The 21,619-nt window shown below is 67.3% G+C and carries 14 protein-coding genes and 1 pseudogene; 14 read left to right on the top strand and 1 reads right to left on the bottom strand.

The annotated features are described in order from the left end of the window. The first annotated feature begins 14 nt into the window (after window positions 1-14). From ADL12_RS24945 to ADL12_RS24935, 3 genes are all read left to right on the top strand, one after another. Window positions 15-1,016 carry a PaaX family transcriptional regulator gene (locus ADL12_RS24945; RefSeq protein WP_062705335.1) on the top strand — a complete coding sequence of 334 codons (1,002 nt, stop codon included), beginning with the start codon at window positions 15-17 and terminating at the stop codon, window positions 1,014-1,016. A gap of 527 nt (window positions 1,017-1,543) precedes the next feature. Next, complete coding sequence (locus ADL12_RS24940; protein ID WP_062705333.1) at window positions 1,544-2,428, top strand: alpha/beta hydrolase family protein; 885 nt, start codon at window positions 1,544-1,546, stop codon at window positions 2,426-2,428. Between the two features lie 242 nt (window positions 2,429-2,670). Further along, window positions 2,671-3,909, top strand: a complete 1,239-nt coding sequence (locus ADL12_RS24935; RefSeq protein WP_062705331.1) for a glycoside hydrolase family 5 protein — start codon at window positions 2,671-2,673, stop codon at window positions 3,907-3,909. Between the two features lie 262 nt (window positions 3,910-4,171). Here the strand turns inward: ADL12_RS24935 and ADL12_RS56780 are convergent. Next, window positions 4,172-5,066 (bottom strand): annotated as a pseudogene (locus ADL12_RS56780) (rhamnogalacturonan lyase family protein). A gap of 871 nt (window positions 5,067-5,937) precedes the next feature. Here ADL12_RS56780 and ADL12_RS24930 point away from each other — a divergent pair. The 11 genes from ADL12_RS24930 (at window position 5,938) to ADL12_RS24875 (ending at window position 20,795) form a co-directional block, all read left to right on the top strand. Further along, window positions 5,938-6,996: a glycosyl hydrolase 53 family protein gene (locus ADL12_RS24930; protein ID WP_062705329.1), complete on the top strand. Its 1,059-nt coding sequence runs from the start codon at window positions 5,938-5,940 to the stop codon at window positions 6,994-6,996. A 111-nt stretch (window positions 6,997-7,107) separates the two neighbouring features. Beyond that, a complete protein-coding gene (locus ADL12_RS24925; protein ID WP_062705327.1) occupies window positions 7,108-8,136 on the top strand; it encodes a rhamnogalacturonan acetylesterase in 1,029 nt (342 codons plus the stop codon). A 35-nt stretch (window positions 8,137-8,171) separates the two neighbouring features. Continuing rightward, complete coding sequence (locus tag ADL12_RS55675) at window positions 8,172-9,041, top strand: SGNH/GDSL hydrolase family protein (RefSeq protein ID WP_208614613.1); 870 nt, start codon at window positions 8,172-8,174, stop codon at window positions 9,039-9,041. A 559-nt stretch (window positions 9,042-9,600) separates the two neighbouring features. After that, a complete protein-coding gene (locus ADL12_RS24910; RefSeq protein WP_062705321.1) occupies window positions 9,601-10,884 on the top strand; it encodes an ABC transporter substrate-binding protein in 1,284 nt (427 codons plus the stop codon). Continuing rightward, window positions 10,885-11,901, top strand: coding sequence for a carbohydrate ABC transporter permease (locus ADL12_RS24905; RefSeq protein ID WP_062705319.1), 1,017 nt, complete (start codon window positions 10,885-10,887; stop codon window positions 11,899-11,901). It abuts the gene before it with no gap. Beyond that, on the top strand, window positions 11,891-12,727 hold the full coding sequence (locus tag ADL12_RS24900; RefSeq protein ID WP_062705317.1) for a carbohydrate ABC transporter permease: 837 nt from the start codon (window positions 11,891-11,893) through the stop codon (window positions 12,725-12,727). Before ADL12_RS24905 ends, ADL12_RS24900 begins: the two co-directional genes overlap by 11 nt. 116 nt (window positions 12,728-12,843) lie before the next feature. Beyond that, window positions 12,844-14,193, top strand: a complete 1,350-nt coding sequence (locus ADL12_RS24895; RefSeq protein WP_107120018.1) for a right-handed parallel beta-helix repeat-containing protein — start codon at window positions 12,844-12,846, stop codon at window positions 14,191-14,193. Between the two features lie 4 nt (window positions 14,194-14,197). Continuing rightward, window positions 14,198-16,378 (top strand): family 43 glycosylhydrolase, encoded by a 2,181-nt coding sequence (locus ADL12_RS58585; protein WP_425265149.1) that lies wholly within the window; start codon window positions 14,198-14,200, stop codon window positions 16,376-16,378. Between the two features lie 90 nt (window positions 16,379-16,468). After that, a complete protein-coding gene (locus ADL12_RS24885) occupies window positions 16,469-18,400 on the top strand; it encodes a glycosyl hydrolase 53 family protein (protein WP_062705314.1) in 1,932 nt (643 codons plus the stop codon). 220 nt (window positions 18,401-18,620) lie between these two features. Next, window positions 18,621-19,934: an RICIN domain-containing protein gene (locus ADL12_RS24880; protein ID WP_062705312.1), complete on the top strand. Its 1,314-nt coding sequence runs from the start codon at window positions 18,621-18,623 to the stop codon at window positions 19,932-19,934. Between the two features lie 228 nt (window positions 19,935-20,162). After that, a complete protein-coding gene (locus ADL12_RS24875; RefSeq protein ID WP_062705310.1) occupies window positions 20,163-20,795 on the top strand; it encodes a TetR/AcrR family transcriptional regulator in 633 nt (210 codons plus the stop codon). Window positions 20,796-21,619: the final 824 nt, after the last annotated feature.

Raw genomic sequence — 21,619 nt, 5'->3', positions numbered from 1 at the left:
CAACCGTTACAGTGATGCAGACCCTGTCCACCGCGCCGGAGCCGACCTTGCCGAACCTGTCCCACCTCGAGGAGATCTTCTCCGACGAGGGTGACGGTGCCGCCGGCCCCGTGCGGTCGCCCGGCTGGCAAAGCGACGTATCGCCGCAGGGACTCACGGTGACATTGATCGCCGACTACACGTTCCCCGTCCGGGCGTGGTTGCCGTCGGCGGCGATCGTGGCACTGCTCGGAGAGTTCAACGTGACCGCGGGTGCCGCCCGTACGACGATCAGCAGGCTGATGCGCCGAGGGGTGCTGGAGAGCAGCCGGCAAGGGCGGTACAGCTCCTACCGGCTGACATCGCAGGCCGCCGTCGATCTGTGGAGCGGCGCCAGTTCGATCGCCACCTTCACCACCCAACCCGACTCATGGGACGGTCGGTGGACACTGATCGCCTTCTCCGTCCCGGAACAGGAGAGCACGCGGCGGCGCGCACTGCGCACCGCGCTGCGTTGGCGCGGATTCGCGCCGCTGTACGACGCGCTCTGGGTGTCGCCGCACCCCCTGACCCCCAAGGGGCGGATCGAGGTGGCCGACCTGGCGCGGGGAGCAGTGACCGTGTTCCGCGCGCGGCAGGAGGAACTGGACACGGAGGCCGACCGCAACCCGGTCGAGGCGTGGGACCTGCCCGGCATCGCCGAGCACTACCGGGCTTTCATCGACCGTTGGAGCGGCCTGCTTCCGCACATCAGCACCGACCGTGTCACCGGTGCCGACGCGGTGCGCGCACGGACCGAGGTCATGCACGCCTACCGGCACTTCCCCATTCTGGACCCGCTGCTCCCCATCGGGCTGCTGCCGCCCGGCTGGCCCCGGTCGCGGGCGCGGGAAGTCTGCGTCGCGGTGTACGACGGACTGCTCCAGCCGGCCCAGGACCATGTCCGCTCCGTGGTGACCAGATTCGCGCAGGGGCCGCACCCCGACATCAGGGCCCATACGATCGCCGGCATGAGTGCGGGTGTCGGCCACGGCTGACGGCAGGCCGCCGCGAGTGTGATCGGGCGGGCTTCGAAGGCGTCACACGGTGCCTCCAGCGCCTGCGATCTGTCGAATCCGCGTCGAAGACAACAGAGTTGGGCGCCAACGATTGACAGATCGGCGCCCGATCGTGAATGTACCTGTTGCAGGACATGTGGGAACGCTCCCAGAGTTGCGGCACGCGACGAGTGGAAGGAGAGGCACCCTTGCGCCGCTTCCGCAGAATCAACACCTCCCCATCAGACAGGCGGGCAGGTGGGCGCGGAGGGCCGCTCCCACAATGAGTCACGGTTCGGCCGGTGTTCAGCGGCTCGCCGCGTCTCTGCCGGCAAGGCCACACGACGCCGATGACCACCACGGGCAGGACCGGAACGTCCTCCACCGTGCGCGATTCGCCGACCTGACCACCCCCACGACCACTCCCCCCACCACCCGGGTCAGCCTCACCGCCGCGGCATCACCGACGTCTCTTCCCGGCGCCTGACCGAGCTGCGCTCCGCACACCCCCCACACCAGGAGTCTTCATGACCATGCAGCGGCGTAGCTTCCTGACCCTGAGCGCGGTCGGAGCCGCGGGCGTAGGCATGTCCCTGCTCGGCACGGGCCAGGCAGGTGCCACCGCGCGGGCGGGAGTTCCGACCCAGCGGTTCGCGGTCGGCGTGCGCCAGTACGCCTGGAGCCGCGGCAGCCGCCGGTGGACCACCTATGTCTACTACCCCGCCACCGGCGCCCCCGGTGGCTCCCCGGTCACCAACGCCCCCATCGCCCAAGGCGTCTTCCCGGTCTGCGAGTTCATGCACGGCTTGAGCAGCAGCCCGCAGAATTCCCTGGCGATCATCCGTCCCTTGGCCGAGGCCGGCTTCATCGTCCCCGCCCCCCACTTCGCCAACCTCAGTGGCCAGGACGTCTACAACGGCAACCAGTCCAAGGACGTCTCCGAGGTCATCACCCGGACCCTCGCCCTCAACACGGCGAGCGACCCGCTGGCCGGCCACATCAACACAGCGGTCGGAGTCGGTGTCTCCGGCCACTCGATGGGCGGCATGACCACCCACGGCCTGCTCACGGCCTGGCCGGACGCACGGATCACCGCCGCGATCCCCATGTCCTGTGTGGACATGGGCAACCCGAGCCCGTCGGTCCGCGCCAAGGTCCTGTTCACGCACGGCGACCGGGACGGGACGTGCCCGATCTCCTCCGCCCGCCAGGCGTACCGGGAACTGCCCGCCGGCAAGGCGTTCCTGACCTTCCGCGGCGCCGGGCACAGCAACTACTTCGGCGACTCCCGCACCGTCAACACCTCCGTGGACTGGATGCGGTGGAGCCTCTACGGCGACACCGGGGCCCGCGACCGCCTTCGCGCCGACGCCGCATCCAGCACGACCACCTGGGAATCCGCCCTGAGCTGAGGGGCAACCAGGCATGGCCCGGGTGCGCGGGTCTGCCGTGATCGCCGCGCATCCGGGCCATGCAGGGTGCGTGGCCGCCCGCGGACGCCCGCGAGGTCAGCCGCCGCGCAATCGACTGTGTTCGCTTCCAGGCCAGCGTGGGCACCACCGCCCGAACAGCGGGCGGCTCCGGCCGCTCCCACTCGTACAGATAGGTCCACTTGGGGGTCCGACACCCTCAAGGACGCAAGAGAGGAAAGCTCATGGTTGCACTAGCAGGGAAGATCAGAGTCATTTTCCTTGCCGTCCTGTTGGCAGTTGCCGCATCTGTGTACGGCGCGGCGCATCAGGCATCGGCCGATTCCGTGGCACAGTCAAGCGCTTCGCAGATCGTGGCCGACATGGGCGCGGGTTGGAATCTGGGGAACCAACTCGAAGCCACCACCAACGGATACCCCAGTGAAACAGCGTGGGGCCAGCCGACGGTATCGCAGGCCCTCATCGACAAAGTAAAGGCGGCGGGCTTCAAGACGATCCGCATCCCGGTCTCCTACCTGGGATACATAGGGTCCGGCCCGAATTACACGATCAACGCCTCCTGGCTGAACAGAGTCCAAGAGGTCGTCAACTACGCCTATAACAGGGGCCTGCATGTGCTGATCAACATGCACGGCGACGGGTACAAGAGCATCAACGGCTCCTGGCTGATCTGCGATTCACCCTCCCAGGCGACGATCAAGGCCAAGTACGAGAAAGCTTGGCAGCAGATCGCGAACAGGTTCAAGAACTACGACCAGCGCCTGATCCTCGAGTCCATGAACGAAGAGTTCGACGGGCAGTACGGCCGCCCGACCCAACCGTGCTACTCAAACATCAACAGCTACAACCAGATCTTCGTGGACACCGTGCGGAAAACAGGCGGCAACAACAGTTCGAGGTGGCTGCTCGTGGCCGGCTGGAACACGAACATCGATTACACCGCCGGGAATTACGGCTTCGCGCTTCCGTCCGACCAGTACCGCTCCCCCTCCATTCCCGCAAATGAGCGGCGGATCATGATCTCCGTTCACCACTACGGCCCGTGGGACTTCGCCGGAGAGGAAAGCGGCACCATCACGCAATGGGGCCGAGCAGCGACCAACCCGTCGAGGACGTCGACCTGGGGACAGGAGGACTATCTGGACGCGCAGTTCAAGATGATGCGCGACGTGTTCGTCACGAAGGGGTATCCGGTGGTGGTGGGCGAATACGGCGCCATCGACAAGTCATCCTTCGATTCGTCGAACAACAGGTATCGCGCGGACTTCGCACGGGCCGTCGCAGCCACCGCCAAGAAGTACGGCGCGGCCTCCATCTACTGGGACAACGGTGCAACCGATCGGTACGGGTTCGGGCTGTTCAACCGGCGCTCCCTCACGGTCACCCAGCAGGGCATCATCAACGCCATCATGACCGGCGTCAGCGGCAGTGTCGCCGCCTCCGGCCTTCCGTCCGGCACGTAGCAGGACCCGAGTCTCGGCGACGGGTACATACCTGTGGATAACTCGTGGGCGCGCAGTTGGGCCGAGTGGTGATGCCACACGGTGTGCGATCTCGTCAACTGCGCGCCGACCAGCCGGAGAAGCTACGCTGCTCCGCATCTGGGAGCACGTTTGACAAACGGAGGACAGCGATGTCTTCACGTGTAGCGACCGACGACGAGGTGTCTGCCGGGCTGGCCGGCGTGCCGAGTTCAGTAGGTTCTGCGGTCTCTCAGAGCCCGGCTCAATCCGGAGGACATCGGCCTGCCCTCATACGAGCGGCGGTGGGTACCCGGGCTGCGGCGCGAGGAGCCGGCGGGAGTGTCATACGCGTACTACGCACGCCTGGAACAGGGCTACGGCGAAACCATGTCGACCGAGGTGATGGCCGCCGTGGCCCACGCACTGCGTCTGGCCGAGGAGGAACGGGACCATCTGATCCGGCTGGCCCAGCCCGACCGGAACCGCACGCCGCTGTCCAGCTCAGTGACTGTTCGGCAGCGCGACGGTGGGGCGGGGTGGCGTAGGCATGTTGCCGCCAATGAAGGAGCTGGGGTGCGGGGGGCTGGTTGTAGGCAGTGTTCTGCCAGGCCAGGGCCGTGCGGTACTGGGTGTCGTGGAGGATGGTCGTGATCCGCGTATTGGTCTGGTACGGCGTGGAGTAGATCCGCAGGGCCGTGTTGTCGGACGTCGGCCAGATGACTTCCTCGCGCCAGTCGCCGAGGATGTCGCCGGACAAGGACGGCGTCGACGGTGCCGTTGTTGGAGTGGACCCCGGCGCCGGTGAGTAGGCGGGTGTCGCCCGGAGGTGCCGTACTTGTCGATGTCGGTGCCGTCGAAGAGTTCGCGCGTAGTGTCGCCGTCCCACCACGCCAGGAAGTTGCTGGACCGCGCTTACGACTGGCGACCACCGCGCCCCTGGGGTTGCGGACGCCACTCACGAGCGACGACCACGACTCGGCGCCCGCACTGCCAAACCAGATGTCACCGGACACGCCCCGGCCGTTGTCACCGCCGGCCGGGGTGGACCAGAGGACTTGGCCGGTCCTCGCTTCCGCCATCCAGGAGGACGGCTTGGAGCTGTCCTCGTCGACCTTGAACTCCTCCAGACCCGGCCGGGGCGAGTCGAGGTCGCCCATGTGCATCGCGTCCGGCCCCGGTCGAGGCGTTCCACCTGCCGCGCGGTCGCGGCGTGCGCGGTCTGCGGTATTCCGGTGAGTGCGGAGAGGGTCAGTGCGGTGGCGGCCGTCAGGCCGCCGAACAGCCAGTTGTTTGACCTGCGTTGGAATCGCCATGGGCGCAATGCGGTGCGCGGACGCCGGTGCGGGGCGGTCACTACGACCTCCGGTGTGGGGGTATGAAGATCGCGGAGAGGGTGGTCCAACCATAGATGTGGGAACGTTCCCATTCGCTGGGAAGATAGGTGTTCACTGATGGCCCGTCAAGCATTCTGTTGAGCTTTTCTGTTCACGCATGTTCGGATGCGAGTCAACGAGATGTTCCGTGCGCAGCCTCGTCCCGTCGCTGCATTCCTTCTAAAAGGCACTTGAACTGCGCTGACTCCCGCCGTTTCAGACAGCTCACGGCCGAGGCGCGGCGTGCCCCCACCCACAGGATCGCACTACTTCTTACATGGATTGGTGAGCAATGGTTGACAGCTTCGTGCCCGATCGAGAAGCTGCGTGATGCACCTCAAGTTCGTTGTGATGCGATTACGCACATACGTCGCAAACACCTCTGTGATCGCTCACAGTTCAGGCTCGGAGGAGCGTCCCTGGCATGCCAAGGCCGCGCCCTTCGACACGTGCCACTCGTAAGCACTCCTGCCTTAGTTGCTGCCACACCGAGGGAGGCTCATCGGCTGGATCGCACGCGGCTACACCAACTCCTCGGGCGTGAGAGTCAGTTGCCCCAATCACCCGCCTCGCTCCTGGAAGTCTCTTCCTCACTGACGCGCTCTCCGCCGACCGCGACGTCTCCCCTGCGAACGACGGAAGGAAAGGACCGGACATGTCCCCGCAACCCCCCACACCAGTTGCCGGACACATCAGCCGGCGAACCCTGCTCAAGGCCACCACCGCCACCGCCGGGGCGCTCGCCACCGCTGTCGCGTTCGCCGAACTCGAGACGCCTGCCGAGGCCGCGGCGAGCTTCGTCAAGGGCGTCGACATCAGCTGGGCACCTCAGATGGAGGCGCGCGGCTACTCCTGGAAGAACGCCGGCGGGCAGACCCAGGATTTGCTGACGATCCTCAAGGGTTACGGCATCACCGCCGTACGCCTGCGCACCTTCGTCAAGCCGTCCAACGACCCGGCCAACGGGCACTGCGGCATCAACGAGGTGGCCGCCTTCGCCAAGCGGGTCAAGGCCGCCGGGATGTCGATCATGCTCGACTACATGTTCGGCGACACCTGGAACTCCGTCGGCGTGCAGAACCCGCCCGCGGCCTGGCGGAACATGAGCTACAGCCAGATGCGCACCGCGATGGGCGCGTACGTGAACCAGACCATGACGGTCATGAGGAACAACGACGTGCTGCCCACCTGGGTGCAAATCGGCAACGAGATCAACAGCGGGATCTGCCGCCCGGTCGGCAGCGTCTCCAACGGGGCGCAGATGACGGGGCTGCTCAACGCCGCATACGACCAGGTCAAGGCGGTGTCACCGAACTCGACCGTGTGTATCCACCTGGCCCAGCCGCAGAAGTACGACGTGATGACGACGTTCTTCAGCCGCTACGCGGCGAGCGGCGGCAAGTGGGACATGTCGGTGTTCTCGTCCTACGGCAGCGCCGACCTCGCCCCCGGGATCGTGGCGAACATGAAGAAGATCTCCGACGCCTACGGCAAACCGTTCCTGCAGAGCGAGTTCGGCGGTCGGGTGGACCGTGCCTCCTCCACCCAGGCCGCGCTGGTCGCCTACATCAAGGCCCTCAAGGCCAATGGCGGGCAGGGCATCTTCTACTGGGAGCCGGAGTGCATGTCCCCGTTCACCGGCTACAACATGGGCGCCTGGGACTCCTCCAGCAAGCGGCCCACCGCGATCATGAACGGCTTCACCCAGGCCTGAGCGGCGGGCCATGGACCTCAACCCGGGCAACTCTCCGGTCAAGGACTGGGATTGGTGATTGTAATGGGCATGACATTGGGTCTCGAAGGGCACGGGGTCAGGCTGGGAGCAGTGGGTCTGCTGACCCTCGCGATGCTGGTCGGCACCGGTGCGGCGCATGCCGATGCCGCCACGCGGGCGCTGCCGGCCGGTTGTTCCGGCACCGCGCCGATCAAGTGTCACTACGCGGTCTCACCCGGCAACTACGACGTGACGGTCTCCATCGGCGGTGCCGGTGCCGCCGAGACGGACATGTGGGTGGAGGCCCGGCGCCTGGCGCTTCCGGCGACGAAGACGGCGGCCGGTGCCGCTGCCACGTACTCGTTCACGGTCAACGTGCGGCAGCCGGAGGGGCAGCCCACCGGCCAGGGCGGCGCCGGAAACCCCGGTCTGGACATCCGGTTCTCGGGGACCAACCCGCAGGTGTCGGCCGTCTCGGTGAAACCGGCGGCCCAGCCGCTGGTCGCCTACCTGGCCGGCGACTCGACCGTGTGCGACCAGCCCGTGGCCCCGTACACGGGATGGGGCCAGATGATCACGCCGGCGGTGGGTCCCGGAGCGTCCGTCGCCAACTACGCCGACTCGGGGGAGAGTTCGGGCAGCTTCCTGAGGAACTCGGCGCTCTTCCCGGCCCTGCTGCCGAAGGTCAAGGCAAACGACGCGGTCTTCATCCAGTTCGGCCACAACGACAAGCAAACCAGCGCGTCAGCCTTCCGGAGCAACCTCACCTCCATGATCACGCAGGTCCGTGCGAAGGGCGGCGTTCCCGTTCTGGTGACCCCGCCGGTCCGCCGCCAGTTCAACGGCAGCCGGCTCACGCCCACAGCACTGCACGTCAACGGCCTCGGAGTGAACCTGCCCGCCGAGATGCGCTCGGTCGGCACGGCGCAGAACGTGCCAGTGATCGATCTGACCACCAAGAGCAAGACGCTGGTCGAGTCCCTCGGCCCGTCCGCCTCCGCACAGCTCTTCCTGCGCTCATCCGTCGACGGTGTCACGGACAACACCCACTTCTCGCAGTACGGCGCGAGCCAGATGGGCGGGCTGGTGCTCCAGAGCATCCGCGAGCAGCGCCTGCCCCTGGCCGCGTACCTGCGCTGACCGAACGCCCGGCGCCAGTCCCAAGGAGGGACCCGTTGAGGAACTTACGGATTCTCATCACGACCGCGCTCATGATCGCCTTGTCGAGCCTCGGTGTCAGCGCCGCATCCGCGGCGGACCGCGTCGCCACGGACTGCACCAGTGCCTCCCGCGCCCAGGCCCCGGCCGCACAGGCGGCCGCCGCGCCGGTCACCGTGTGGCTGGCCGGCGACTCCACCATGGCCAACCCGAGCTCCGGCCGGTGCCCGGTCGGCTGGGGCAGCCAGTTCGACGCCTTGTTCAACAGCGAAGTGACCGTCAAGAACCAGGCCGTCGGAGGCCGCAGCATCCAGACCTGGCTGTACGAGGGGAACGTGAGCGGTACCAAGGGCTCGGACGGTGAGTGCCGCCTCACGTCCACCACGTACTCGTCCCGCTGGCAGGCGATGCTGAACTCGACCACCGGAATGAAGGCCGGTGACTACCTGCTCATCCAGTTCGGCATCAATGACTCCTCCTCGACCTGCCCCCGGCACGTCGGCCCGGCCCGGTACCAACAGCTGATGACCCAGATGGCGCAGGCCGCCCTGGCCCGGGGCGCGCACCCGGTGCTGCTCACCCCGGTGGCCGCCATCACCTGCTCCGGCGGCACAGCGACCAAGAACCGCGGCTTTGTCACCCAGACCCTCGCCGCCGGCGCCGTCACCAGGGCGCCCGTCATCGACCTGCAGACGCTCAGTGTCTCGCTCTACAACAGTCTGCACTTCTGCCCGAACAACGGCGACTACGGAGGCAGCGGCCCCCTGGGCACCTTCTTCTGCAACGACCACACCCACTTCGACACCTACGGCGCCCAGCGGGTCGCAGGGCTCGTCGCCGGTGACGTGCGCCGCCAGAACCTCCCGCTCGCCGCGTATCTCACGTAGCACGCGGCGGTGGGCGCGAACCGATGCCGGTCGGTTCGCGGGTGACCTCAACGACGGCGGTGCAGCAGACCGAGGACGCAGTCGTCCCTACCTGAACCTGACGATGGCGTACGGAAACGGCTTGGCTCCGACCAGGCCGCGGCGTGCGACGAAGAAGGAGGCCGGGGCGAGGGTGCGACCGGGCACACGCAGGACGCCCGCCAGTTCGCCGCTTCGGGCCTGGGCTGCCTCACGTACGACTGGTGCTCGCCCAAGGCCATCATCGGCGACCACAGTGGCCGCGTTCGCGTGGATCACCGAAATCAACGGCCGGGGCATGCCGGAGGTCGGCCGCCCGGGCTTACGGACACGGAGCTGCGCGGCCACTTCGTCCTGTGGGCCATGAGGTCCGCACCGGCGCTCGTGGGCAGCGATGTGTGCAGCGTGTCGGCGGCGGTGCCGAGCCTCCTCAAGCACGCCGCCCCCCGTTCAACCAGAGCAGCCGTTCGCGATGTCTGTTCGGCCACCGCCTGAGCGATCAGGGGGTGGGCCGCTCGCTCGGAAGGTGGTACACGCGTCCATGGCAGTGTCACGAAGACGGTTTCTGGCGCTGGGCGCCGGATCGGCCGCCGGAGGGTTCGGGCCGGCCGGCTGCGGGTCGCAGCGCTCGCTCGGCGACCCGGATGAGATCACTCTGTGGACCTGGGACCGGTCGGTGAGCGACGAGCTGGTCGCCCGGGCGGAGACGAAGGGCATTCCCGGGGCCCAGGGCTTCAAACTCAGCCGCACCAACATCGGCGGCCATTTCAACACCAAGGTGCGTACCGCGCTCGCCGGCAAGTCTCTGGTGCCGGACATCATCGGCATCAACTCCGACGTGGCCACCTACTTCCCCAACCAGGACATGTTCGTCGACCTCAACGCCTTCGGCGCGGCCGAGCTGAAGAGCCGGTACCTGGACTGGAAGTGGAGCGAGTGCATCACGCCCGAGGGCCGGATGATCGCGTTCCCCATGGACACCGGCCCCACCGGGCTGTTCTACCGCGCCGACCTGCTTCAGGAAGCCGGGATCACCACCGACCCGAAGGAGCTCGCCGCCCGGGCCCCGGACTGGGACGGCTTCATCGCCCTGGGCAAGGAATTGCGGAGGTCCCAGGAGCGCGCGGTGATCTGCCCCAACATCCGCCACGTCTGGAGCATCCGGCTGGGCCAGCTGGGCAGCAAGTTCATGACCGAGGACGGCCGGTACATCGGTGACAGAGACGAACTGCGCGAGGCATTCGAACTGGCCTACCGGATCGGCAGGGAGGGCCTGTCGGCCGGCGCCCCGGAGGGCTCCCCCGACTTGTACGGAGTGATCACCAGTGGCCGCCAGCCGGTCGGCATCGGCGCGGTGTGGTGGGGCCTCGCCTTCCCGGAGTCGGCCGCGCCGAAGACCGGGGGCAAGTGGCGGGTGGCCGACCCGCCCGGCGGCTCCGGCAACGTCGGCGGGTCCTTCCTGGCGATCACCAAGTACTCCAAGAACCCCGAGGCGGCCTACAAGTTCATCACCTGGCTGCAGTCTCCTGAGAACCAGGTCAAGGCGTTCACGGAGATGTCGCTGTTCCCGTCCTCCCCGCACTCCTTCACGAGGCCGGAGATGCGTGAGTCCCGGCCCTTCTACGGCGGACAGCGCACCATCGAGGTGTTCGGACCGTCGGCGCGGCAGGTCAGGACCGTCAACAAGAGCCCGTACGACCGGGTGATGGACCCCGTCTTCGCCGCCGAGCTCGCCAACGTGGAGTCCGGCAAGAACGTCGACACGGCATGGAGGGACGCCCAGAACACCATCGAGCGTGAACTCATCCGCGAGGGGGCGATCTGAATGGGCCTCGCCGATGCGCTGCGCGGGAAGACCGTCGAGCGGCGCGGGAGGACCGCCAAGCCGCCACCGGACGGGTCCAGGCCGCTGCCAGGCTGGCGCCGCTACTGGCCGATGTACACGGCGGTCTCCCCGTTCTTCCTCCTCTTCGCCGTATTCGGCGTCTTCCCGGTCGGCTTCTCCATCTACCTGTCATTCATGTCGTGGGACGGCATCGGAGAGACGCGGCCGATCGGCTGGGAGAACTACGCGTACCTGGTGACCGACTCCGACTTCTGGCAGTCGATCGGCAACACCCTGGTCATCTGGATCCTGTCCACCGTCCCGATGGTCTTCCTGGCGCTGGTCATCGCCTACGCCCTGCACACCACGGTGCGGTTCAAGGCGTTCTACCGGGTGGCCTACTTCGTCCCGAACGTCACCTCGATCGTGGCGATGACCCTGGTGCTCGGCTCCGTCTTCAGCGACAGCTCCGGGCTGCTCAACAGCGCGCTGCGGGCGATCAGCGCCGGCGAGGTCGGCTGGCTGTCCGACCCGTGGGCGATGAAGGTCTCCGTGGCGGCGATCACCATCTGGCGGTGGGTCGGCTACAACGCCATCATCTGCCTGGCCGGCCTGCAGGCCATCTCCAGCGACGTGTTCGAGGCGGCCAAGGTCGACGGCGCCGACAATCGCCAGACCTTCTTCCGGATCACCATCCCGATGCTCCGCCCGGTGATCCTGTTCGTCGCCGTCACCTCCACCATCGGCGGGCTGCAACTGTTCACAGAGCCGCAGGTGCTGTTCCCGGTGGACGACAACGGGAACGTCGGCGGGCCCGGCGGCGAGGCCACCACCATCGTGCTCTACCTGTACCAGCAGGCGTTCGTCTTCAACCGGTTCGGCTACGGCGCTGCCGTCGGCTGGGCGCTGTTCCTCCTGATCGCGGTGTTCTCCGTCATCAACTGGCGGCTGATCGGCGGCCGGGACGAGGACGCGATCGGCACCGGCAAGCGGAAGGGGAAGTCCCGTGCGCGCTGAGAACGCCGCCCGGTCGCGGACCACCGTGGGCCACGCCGTACTCCTGCTGGGCGTGCTGATCACGGTCTTCCCGTTCTACTGGATGTTCGTGATGGCCTCGAACACAACCGGGGACATCTTCGCCTACCCGCCCAAGCTGATCCCGGGATCCCACCTGTGGGAGAACATGAACAAGGTGTTCGACGGGATCGACTTCTGGGGGTCGATGGGCATCACCGTCGTGGCCGCCACATCCGTGACGTTCCTGGTGCTGCTCTTCGACTCGCTGGCCGCCTTCGCCTTCGCCAAATACGACTTCCCCGGGCGCAGAGTGCTGTTCTGGGTCGTGCTGGCCACCTTCATGATTCCGATGCAGCTGGCGCTGGTGCCGCAGTTCGTCACCCTGGCCTGGCTCGGCTGGGTCGGCTCGCTCAAGGCACTGATCATTCCCGGTGCGGCCAACGCGTTCGGGATCTTCTGGATGCGCCAGTACGCGCAGGGGGCGATCGCCGACGAGCTGATCCAGGCCTCGAGGGTCGACGGGGCCGGGTTCTTCCGCCAGTGGTGGACGGTGGGGCTGCCGGTGCTCCGCCCGGGGCTGGCTTTCCTGGGGATCTTCACCTTCTTCCACATCTGGAACGACTACCTGTGGCCACTGATCGTGATGACCGACCCGGGCAAGGTGACACTGCAGGTGGCCGTGCAGCAGCTGAACGGCATCTACACCACCGACCAGTCGATGGTCATCGCCGGAGCACTCATGTCAGTGATCCCGCTGATCGGGGTCTTCCTGATCGGCTCGCGCCACTTCATCGCCAACCTGGCCGCCGGCGCCATGAAGTTCTGAAGAAACACGCGCGTGGTCCCACCCCTCGAAAAGCAGCTTTCGCCTGCGCCGAGTTCTTCAGGCAGGCACGAGCCCTACTGCCGCACGGGAAATCACCTGACTCGGGAGATGACGCTGTGAGAACCGCGAAGTTCGGCACCCCTGCCCTCCTGCTCTCGGTGGTCACGGCGAGTTCCGTCGCCATGGCCCCCGGCTCGGCGTCCGCGAGCGCCGCGACGACCGGAAACACCTACTACGTCGCCCCGAACGGGAACGACGGCGCGGCAGGCACGCAGGCCGCCCCGTGGGCATCGATCGCCCGTGCACAGGCCGTCGCCACGGCGGGCGACACGGTCTACTTCCGGGGCGGCACCTACGCCTACACCCGTGCGAACAGCGCCTGTTCGAGCCAGACCGCCAAGGTCGACGCGATCACCCTCAACAAGAGCGGCAGCTCGGGCAACCCGATCCGGTACTGGGCCCAGCCGGGCGAGAAACCGGTCTTCGACTTCTCGCGGATGACGGACAACTGCCGCATCAAGGGCTTCAGCGTCACCGGCAGCTGGATCCACCTCAAAGGACTGGAAGTCAAGGGGGTTCCCCAGAACAACAACCGCAACGCCGAGTCCTGGGGGATCTGGGTTTCCGGCAGCAACGACGTCTTCGAGCAGATCAACACCCACCACCACATGGGTACCGGCCTGTTCATCAGCGGCGGGGGCGGCAACCTCGTCCTCAACTCGGACGCGCATGACAACTACGACCTGCGCAGCAACGACGGGCCCGGCGAGAACGCCGACGGGTTCGGTTCGCACTACACGCCGGCCGGCCGCCCCGCGAACGTGTTCCGGGGTTGCCGCGCGTGGTGGAACGCCGATGACGGGTTCGACCTCATCTCCACCTACTCGCCCGTGATCATCGAGAACTCGTGGGCCTGGCGCAACGGGTACGTGCCGGGGACGACGACGCCCTCCGGCAACGGAGCCGGCTTCAAGTCCGGCGGCTACGGGGGCGACTACGAGGCCAACGCGCCGAAGCACACCGTCCGCTACTCGGTGGCGTTCCTCAACAAAGCGGCCGGCTTCTACGCCAACCACCACCCGGTGGCCAACGACTTCTTCAACAACACCGGCTACGGAAACCACCCCAACTTCAACATGCTGGGAATCGACTCGCGCGGCGCCGCCGTCGGCCGGGGCACCCTGCGCAACAACATCGCCTACACCGGAACGGCGACGTCGAACATGAGCGGCACGAACACCGCGTACAACACCTGGAACCTCGGCGTCCCCCTGTCTGACTCCCAGTTCCGGAGCGTGTCGACGTCCGGCTGGGACGCGCCCCGCCAGACCGACGGGAATCTGCCCGTGCTGCCCCACCTGCGTCTCGCAGCGACCAGTGCCCTGATCGACAAGGGCACCGACGTGGGACTGCCCTTCAACGGAAGTGCGCCGGATCTCGGCGCCTTTGAGAATGACGGAAGGTGACCTCTTGAAACAAAGATCGCGTGTCGTCTCCAAGTACTGGAAGTTAGCCGCCGCCACCCTGTTGTCCGTGGCGTTGGCGGCACCGCTCTCGGCGAGCACCGCCGCGGCGGAGACACCTGCAACACAGACACAGGCAACGGAGCTCCAGGACCAGGGGGCCGCTGCTGGACCGGTGGTGGATCGCGGCCTCGAATACCTGGTGTCCGACTACCAGACGCGCACTCCGACCAAGTACACGGCTGACTCCTGGAAGCCCTTCGCCAAGGCGCTGACCGCCGCGGCCGAGGTCGCCGACGACTCCTCGGCCACCACGTCGGACGTCGCCGACGCGAAGACGGCGCTGATGACCGCCGCCGGCGATCTGAAGGCCGCCGACAAGGGCACGTTCCAGACCATCACGAACAACACCTTCTGGAACGACACCAGCGGCAACCCCATCTATTCGCAGGGCGGTGGGGTCTTCAAGTTCGGTGACACCTACTACTGGTACGGCGTGCACTACACCGGTGCCGAGCTCTACCGGGCCAATCCGACGAAGAAGTACGACGGCAACGTCAGCTTCGTCTCGGTCCCCGTGTACTCGTCCAAGGACCTGGTGAACTGGAAGTTCGAGAACAACGTCGCGACGCGCTCGACCAAGATCAACAACGGGGCCACCCTCGGTCAGGCGGGATGGGTCGGGCGGCTCGGGGTCTCGTACAACGAGAACACCGGCAAGTACGTGCTCGCCACCCAGGCCTACGTCGGAGGCGGGCACGGTGTCCTGCTGCTGCAGGGCGACTCACCCACCGACACCTTCGACTACGGCTACTTCCAGACCCAGATCACCAACTCGCCGACGACCGGCACCGGAGACCAGACCGTGTTCACCGACGAGGACGGCAAGGACTACCTGATCTTCTCCAACCGCGAAGGACGGTCGCGCGGCTTCGTGGCCAAGTTCCGGGAGTCCGACTCGCTGCGGATCGAGCCAGGCGTGCAGATCCGCAGCGGTGCCGGTCGCGAGGGCAACGCCATGTTCAAGCTCGACGGCAGGTACTACCACGCGGCGTCGGACCTGCACGGCTGGAACACCTCTGTCAACTACGTCAATGAGTCGACCAGCAGCAACGTCCAGGGCTCCTACAGCAGCGAGTACGTCCTTGCCGGCACCGAGATGGACTACAGCCACGTGACCCAGACCGGGTTCTTCGTGACGGTCAAGGGCACCAAGCAGAACACGGTGCTCTACGCCGGCGACCGCTGGGCCGACTTCGCCTGGAACGGCATCGGGTACAACCAGTGGGTGCCGATCACCAAGACCGGCGCACGGCCGCAGTTCCACTCGGTGAGCCAGTGGCAGTTCAACGCCACGACCGGGGAGTGGCGCGTCGGGCCGGCGAACAACTACATCCTCAACCCCGACATCCAGGCCGACCGCGTCATCGTCTCCAGCGTACGGGGATGGCGGAACCTCGGCGGTTCGGTGACCAACGTCAACGGTGGTGTGAACGGGTCTCGCTTCGCCCTCCAGGTGAGCAACAGCGGCGGCGCCGAGCAGCGGATCGAGTCGGTGCCCGCAGGCACCTACACCCTGTCCCTGCACGCTCGGGGTAGCGCCGGACAGGTCGTGATCACCGGCGCCAACAGCAGCCAGCGCACCCTCGGCATCCCGTCGTCGAGCGGCTGGGCCAAGCGCGAGCTCACCGGCATCGAGCTGTCCGGCGGGGCCGCCACCGTCACCGTGCGGGCGTCGGGTTCGGGCGGCGTCACCGTCGACCAGCTCTCACTCGTCAAGACCTCTGCCGACACACCAGCGCCTCCGGGGCGTTACGAGGCAGAGACCGCTCCGGCACAGTGCCGGGGCACGATCGACTCGAATCAAGCCGGCTATTCCGGCAGCGGGTTCTGCAACGGCGACAGCGCTGTGGGGGCCTTCGCGGAGTTCACCGTGAACTCCGCGACCGCCCGTACGGCGACGTTGGGGATCCGGTTCGCCAATGGCGCCACCACCGGTGCGAGGCCCGCGAACCTCGTCGTCAACGGAGCCACGGCAGGGGCGCTTTCGTTCGAGTCCACCGGCGCGTGGACGACGTGGACGACCAAGACCGTGACGGTCCCGCTGAACGCCGGCAGCAACACCATCCGGCTGGATCCGACCACGGCAACCGGACTGCCCAACGTCGACTACCTCGATGTCGGCTGACTGACATCCCGTGCTCTGCCGGTCTTTGCGACCGGCAGAGCGTAGGTAACAGCCCATGCCGCCCGTACGTGACATCGTCAGGAGAAGGACATGAGCAGAACGCGTCTGCCCCGCGCCATCGCGGTCGCGACGACGTTGGTCACCATGGTGTCCGCGAACCTACTCATGGTGCCCGAGTCGGCCCACGCGACCTTCGGAACCGCGGACATCAAGCCGATCGAGAGCAATATCGCTGCCAAGCCCTGGGCTTCGGCGACGGCCGCCTCCAGCTCGTCCAGCGCCCGTCTGGCCATCGACGGCGACCCGACGACGTCCTGGCAACCCGGTAGTGCCGGCGCCCGGCAGTGGCTCACCGTCGACCTCGGTGGAACCTACGACAACCTGCGTAAGGTCAAGGTGCTTTTCCCGGACCGTGGCGTGGCCCACCGGTACGTCGTCGAGGCTTCATCCGACGGTCGCCGGTGGAAGGCCATCGCCGACAGGTCCCACAACCGAGCCGTGTCGCGAGGGGAAGTGCACCTGTTCACCCGGCCGGGAACGCGCTTCGTCCGGCTGACGTTCACAGGTGGGCCGGGCCGGGCCCGGGCAGGTGTCAGCGAGCTCCAGGTCTTCAACTACCTGCGCGACGACCTCACCCTCGGCGCCGATCTGTCCTGGATGGACGACGTCCAGGACCAGCAGTACTGGGTCGACCCCCTGGCCGAAGACCGCGGCGCCGGGCCACACCTGCTCGACGTGGCCAAGGACCGTGGCATCGAGTACAGCCGGCTGCGGATATTCAACGAGCCGCGCAGCGAGAGCACCGGTCAACCGACGCCGATACCGCGCCAGGGTCCGGAGCGCTCACTGGCCTCAGCCAAGTGGATCGAGCAGCGGGGCATGGGCCTGGGGATCGACTTCCACTACGCGGACTCCTGGGCGGATCCGAGCAAGCAACCCAAACCACGCGCCTGGGCCGAGCTGGAGTTCGCGGACCTGTCCAATGCCGTGTACGACTTCACCGCCGACTATCTGAAGCGGCTGATCCGGCAGGGCACCACGCCGGAGAAGGTGGCCGTCGGCAACGAGATCATCAATGGCTTCATGTACGGCAGCGAGGCGGCCCACATCGGCACGACGAGTCCGCCGTATTTCGTCGACCAGGCCGATATCTACCAGTCCAAGCCCGGCGGTGGCCTGCTGTGGAAGTACTGGCGGTCGGCCGACCCTGCGGAGCAGAAGCTCTACGACCAGGCGTGGGACCGGTTCACCACCCTGGCCGCAGCCGGGATCAAGGCCGTACGCGACGCGTCACCGACATCCAAGGTCGAGATACACGTGATCGTCGACAAGGACAAGCTCGCCAAAACCATGGAGTTCTGGAATCAGTTCCTCACCCGGGTGAAGGCAAAGGGACAGAACCCCGATGTGCTGGCCATCTCGTACTACCCGGAGTGGCACGGTACGCCCGAGGCGCTGGATCTCAACCTGAACACCATGGCCACCACCTATCCCGGCTACGAGATCGACATCGCCGAAACCGCCTACCCCGCGTCCGGCGGCGACGGCTCGCCGTTGCCCAACTCGCCGTACCCGCGAACGATTCAGGGGCAGGCGGACGCGATCCGGAGGGTGTTCCAGGCCGCCAACGACGTGGTCGACAACCGAGGTTCAGGGGCACTGGTATGGGAACCGGCCGGCTACCAGCCGATGTTCCGGGCCGTGCCCGGACTGGCGAACACGTGGGAGCCGCACGCGTCCATCAACGTCTTCAACGCCAGCCGCGCCAAGCACATCCTCCAGGACACCATCTACACCGCCACCGTGGTGGGAGCCGCCCCGAAGCTGCCCTCCTCCATCCGCATGCTCACCACCGCCAACAACACGATCACCGGTGTCCCGGTCCGCTGGCAGCCGTTGCCACCCGGCGCGACCGACAGGCCGGGTGAAGTGACAGTCACCGGGACGACCCGCACAGGCCCGGTCACGGCGGTCATCGACGTCGTTCCCGGACGCGGCGAACACGACTTGACCACCTCATAGCCCCCATCGCCAAGCGAAGGACCAGAAGGCGGCGTGCGCCAAGACCGCGTACCCGTACACCACGGCCGACCACCACGGGCCTTCTTCCGGTCGCGCCGCCTCTCGCGGGTGGCACGTCCCGCCGCGCGTCCAGGCGATCTGCCGCCGACCGGACGCACCCGGCAACAGGCCCAGCCGAACGTCAATCGCTACACCCATCCCTGCACCCAAGGAGACTTCCATGACCGTGCGACGACGGACATTCCTCAGCATGAGCGCGGCCGGAGCAACAGGCATGGGCCTGTCCCTGCTCGGCGCGGGGCAGGCACCCGCCGCCGTCGGGCCGTTGGACACGGCGCCGACCACACCGTTCGCGGTCGGCGTGCGCCGGTATGACTGGACCCGCGGCAGCCGCCCGTGCACCACCTACGTCTACTACCCCGCCGCCGGCACCCCCGGCGGCAGCCCGGTGACGAACGCCCCTGTCGCGGGCGGTGTCTTCCCCGTCTACAATTTCACCCACGGCTTCCAAAGCAGCCCGCAGAACTCCCTGTTCATCATCCGGGCCCTGGCCTCGGCGGGCTTCGTCGTCCCCGCCCCGCACTTCAACCACGACTTCACCGACGTCAGAAACGGCAACACCTCCAAGGACGTCTCGCAGGTCCTCACCAACACCCTCGCGCTCAACGCGAGCGGACCGCTGGCCGGGCACATCAACACCGGTATCGGCGTCGGCGTCTCGGGCCACTCCCTGGGCGGCATGATCACCCATGGCCTGCTCACCGCCTGGCCCGACAGCCGGATCATCTCCGCCAACCCGCAGTCCTGCGAGGACATGGGCAACCCCGCCGCCTCGGTCTCCGCCAAGGTCCTGTTCGTCCACGGCGACCGGGACTCGACCACGCAGTACTCCTCGGCCCGCCAGGCGTACACGGAGATGGCCTGGCCCAAGGCGTTCCTCACCTTCGTCGGCGGCAGCCACACCAGCTTCTGGAGCGACCAGCGCTTCCCGAGGACCGTCGTCGACTGGGCCCGCTGGACCATGTACGGCGACACCGCCGCACGGGACCGCCTCCCGGCCGACGCGGCCGGGTCCAACACCAGGTGGGAAGCCCAGCTGGGCGACTCGCCCGGCGGTCCGGGCCCCTACACCCTGCTGGCCCAGCACAGCGGCAAGGCCGCCGAGATCAACGAGGCTTCCACCGCCGCCGGCGCACGGCTCGTCCAGCGGACCACCAGCAGTCGCCCCAACCAGCAGTTCGAGTTCATCGATGCCGGCGGCGGCCACGTCCGCGTCAAAGCACTGCACAGTGGCCTGTTCCTCCAGCCCACGGGCACCGCGACCGGCGCGGACGTCGTCCAGCAGGCCGACAGCGGCGCCACCGGCCAGCAGTGGCGCGTGGTCGACCACGGCGGTGACGTGATCAGCCTCGTCAACCGGGAGTCCGGCCTGGCCATGGATGTCTGGGAGTACTTGACCACCGACGGTGCCCGCATCTCCCAGTGGACCTACACCGGCAACCCCAACCAGCGCTTCACCCGCCGCCGCGTCTGACCGGGACCTGTCGGGGCACCGCTCGGGCGGTGCCCCGACAGCGCGCCGACAATCCTTCGCGCACCCATCGGAAAGCCCGGGCGACGGAGTTGTCGACGAACAACACCCAGATCAGCAGGACACCGACTCCGGCGGATGCGGCCAGCTGACCCCGCCACCTCTAAAAATATAACCATGCTTCTATATTGAGACAGGTGCCGGGGCGCGCCCTATGCTCTCCCCGTGACAATGCGGGCGAAGACAGCGAGCAGCGGGGCCCGCGGCCCCCGAGGGTCCTACGCGAAGACCGCCGAGGTGCGACAGAAGATTCTCGACGCCTGCGTCGAGGCATTCGGCGCGGGAGGCTTCCATGGCGCCACCATGAAGGAGATCGCAGAGCGGGCCGGCATCAGTCAGACCGGCCTGCTGCACCACTTCGACAGCAAGGCGGAACTGCTGGTCGAGGTACTCGCCGCACACGAGCGGGAGACGGCCGCGATCGTCCGGGAAGCCGATGACCTGGATATTCTGCGGACTCAACTGCGGGTCGTGCACGCCAACGAGGCCCGACCCGGGCTGATCCAGCTGCACAGCGTCATCTCGAGTGAGGCCACGACCGACGGGCATCCCGCTCACGAGCTGTACCGGGCCCGTTACGACAGCCTGCGCCTGCACCTGACCCGAATCTTCGCCGAGTTGCGCGGTCGCGGACGTCTGAAGGTGGACACGAGGCCGGAAATCCTCGCGAACCTGCTCATCGCAGTCATCGACGGACTGCAGATCCAGTGGCTGTACAACCCGGGCGCGGTGGACGTGTCAACAGGCATCGAGACCTTCCTCGCGGGGGTTGTCGACGAGGCCAGCGATCTTCCGTGCGACTGAAAATGTGTGTTAGCGTCCACCTCACTCCCCAAAAGCGAATCCACTTTCTGGATTGATGTGGCCGGTTCGCCGATCGCGCACGCGCACGCGCAGTCAAGGAGACCTCACATGTCTCGTTCTCGGCCATCCGAGGCTCACACCCCGGCCGAGACATCCGCTGCGTCCGCGCCGTTGGCCCATACCGTCGCGCCCGCCCAGAGCGCGGTCCACGATGTGACCTCGTTCGGTACCGGTCTGCGGCGAAGGCCACGAACCGGCCGCCCGGCTCTCCGGCGGCTTCGTCGGCGCGGGACCCCAGCCGCACCCGGCGTGGCGGCTGCCGGCGAACACGTCCCCGGCCACGGCACATCCGAAGGCGCAGGCGACCAAGCCGTCGAGCGGATCGGCCGACGTGCCTTCATCGGCGAGCACCTCGCCGACACGTATCGAAGACACCGGCGACGCCCCCGCTGAAGGCCGCCGCAGACTTCGTCCGGGCGTGACCGGCCTGCGTGCCCGCGCGCCGGCGAGACCGGGATCCGGCTCCTCGTCGGCGACGAGCGTACGCCTGGTCCACCGACCGTCTCGATCGCTCGACTCCCGATAGTGGTCACCCCCGGTGAGCATGTACTGAAGTCGAGGAAGCGGCTTGAGCGCACGATGCCTGACGGCCGCGACGGCATCGACGGCGGAGCGTCACGGAGACGGTCGCAGCGTGCGGCTACTTGCTCACCTCAAGGCCCCCGGTTCGGCCACGAGTCGGCCAGGACCACTGTGCTCGTCCACGGGCGCCTCCCACCGGCCCCGGCCGCCCGCGCCGCGAGCCCGGAACAGACAGAGAAGCG

Origin of the sequence: Streptomyces regalis (assembly GCF_001509475.1) — a bacterium.
GTDB lineage: Bacteria > Actinomycetota > Actinomycetes > Streptomycetales > Streptomycetaceae > Streptomyces > Streptomyces regalis.
The sequence above is the reverse complement of the archived record's forward strand: the minus strand, read 5'-3'. Positions and strand labels throughout refer to the sequence as shown.

Excerpts from the sequence above, each read along its gene's own strand:
- ADL12_RS24880 (WP_062705312.1), top strand. The coding sequence starts at position 18,621 with ATGACCGTGCGACGACGGACATTCCTCAGCATGAGCGCGGCCGGAGCA.
- ADL12_RS24875 (WP_062705310.1), top strand. The coding sequence starts at position 20,163 with ATGCGGGCGAAGACAGCGAGCAGCGGGGCCCGCGGCCCCCGAGGGTCC.
- ADL12_RS24905 (WP_062705319.1), top strand. The coding sequence starts at position 10,885 with ATGGGCCTCGCCGATGCGCTGCGCGGGAAGACCGTCGAGCGGCGCGGG.
- ADL12_RS24910 (WP_062705321.1), top strand. The coding sequence starts at position 9,601 with ATGGCAGTGTCACGAAGACGGTTTCTGGCGCTGGGCGCCGGATCGGCC.
- ADL12_RS24885 (WP_062705314.1), top strand. The coding sequence starts at position 16,469 with ATGAGCAGAACGCGTCTGCCCCGCGCCATCGCGGTCGCGACGACGTTG.
- ADL12_RS24930 (WP_062705329.1), top strand. The coding sequence starts at position 5,938 with ATGTCCCCGCAACCCCCCACACCAGTTGCCGGACACATCAGCCGGCGA.
- ADL12_RS24945 (WP_062705335.1), top strand. The coding sequence starts at position 15 with ATGCAGACCCTGTCCACCGCGCCGGAGCCGACCTTGCCGAACCTGTCC.
- ADL12_RS24935 (WP_062705331.1), top strand. The coding sequence starts at position 2,671 with ATGGTTGCACTAGCAGGGAAGATCAGAGTCATTTTCCTTGCCGTCCTG.
- ADL12_RS24940 (WP_062705333.1), top strand. The coding sequence starts at position 1,544 with ATGACCATGCAGCGGCGTAGCTTCCTGACCCTGAGCGCGGTCGGAGCC.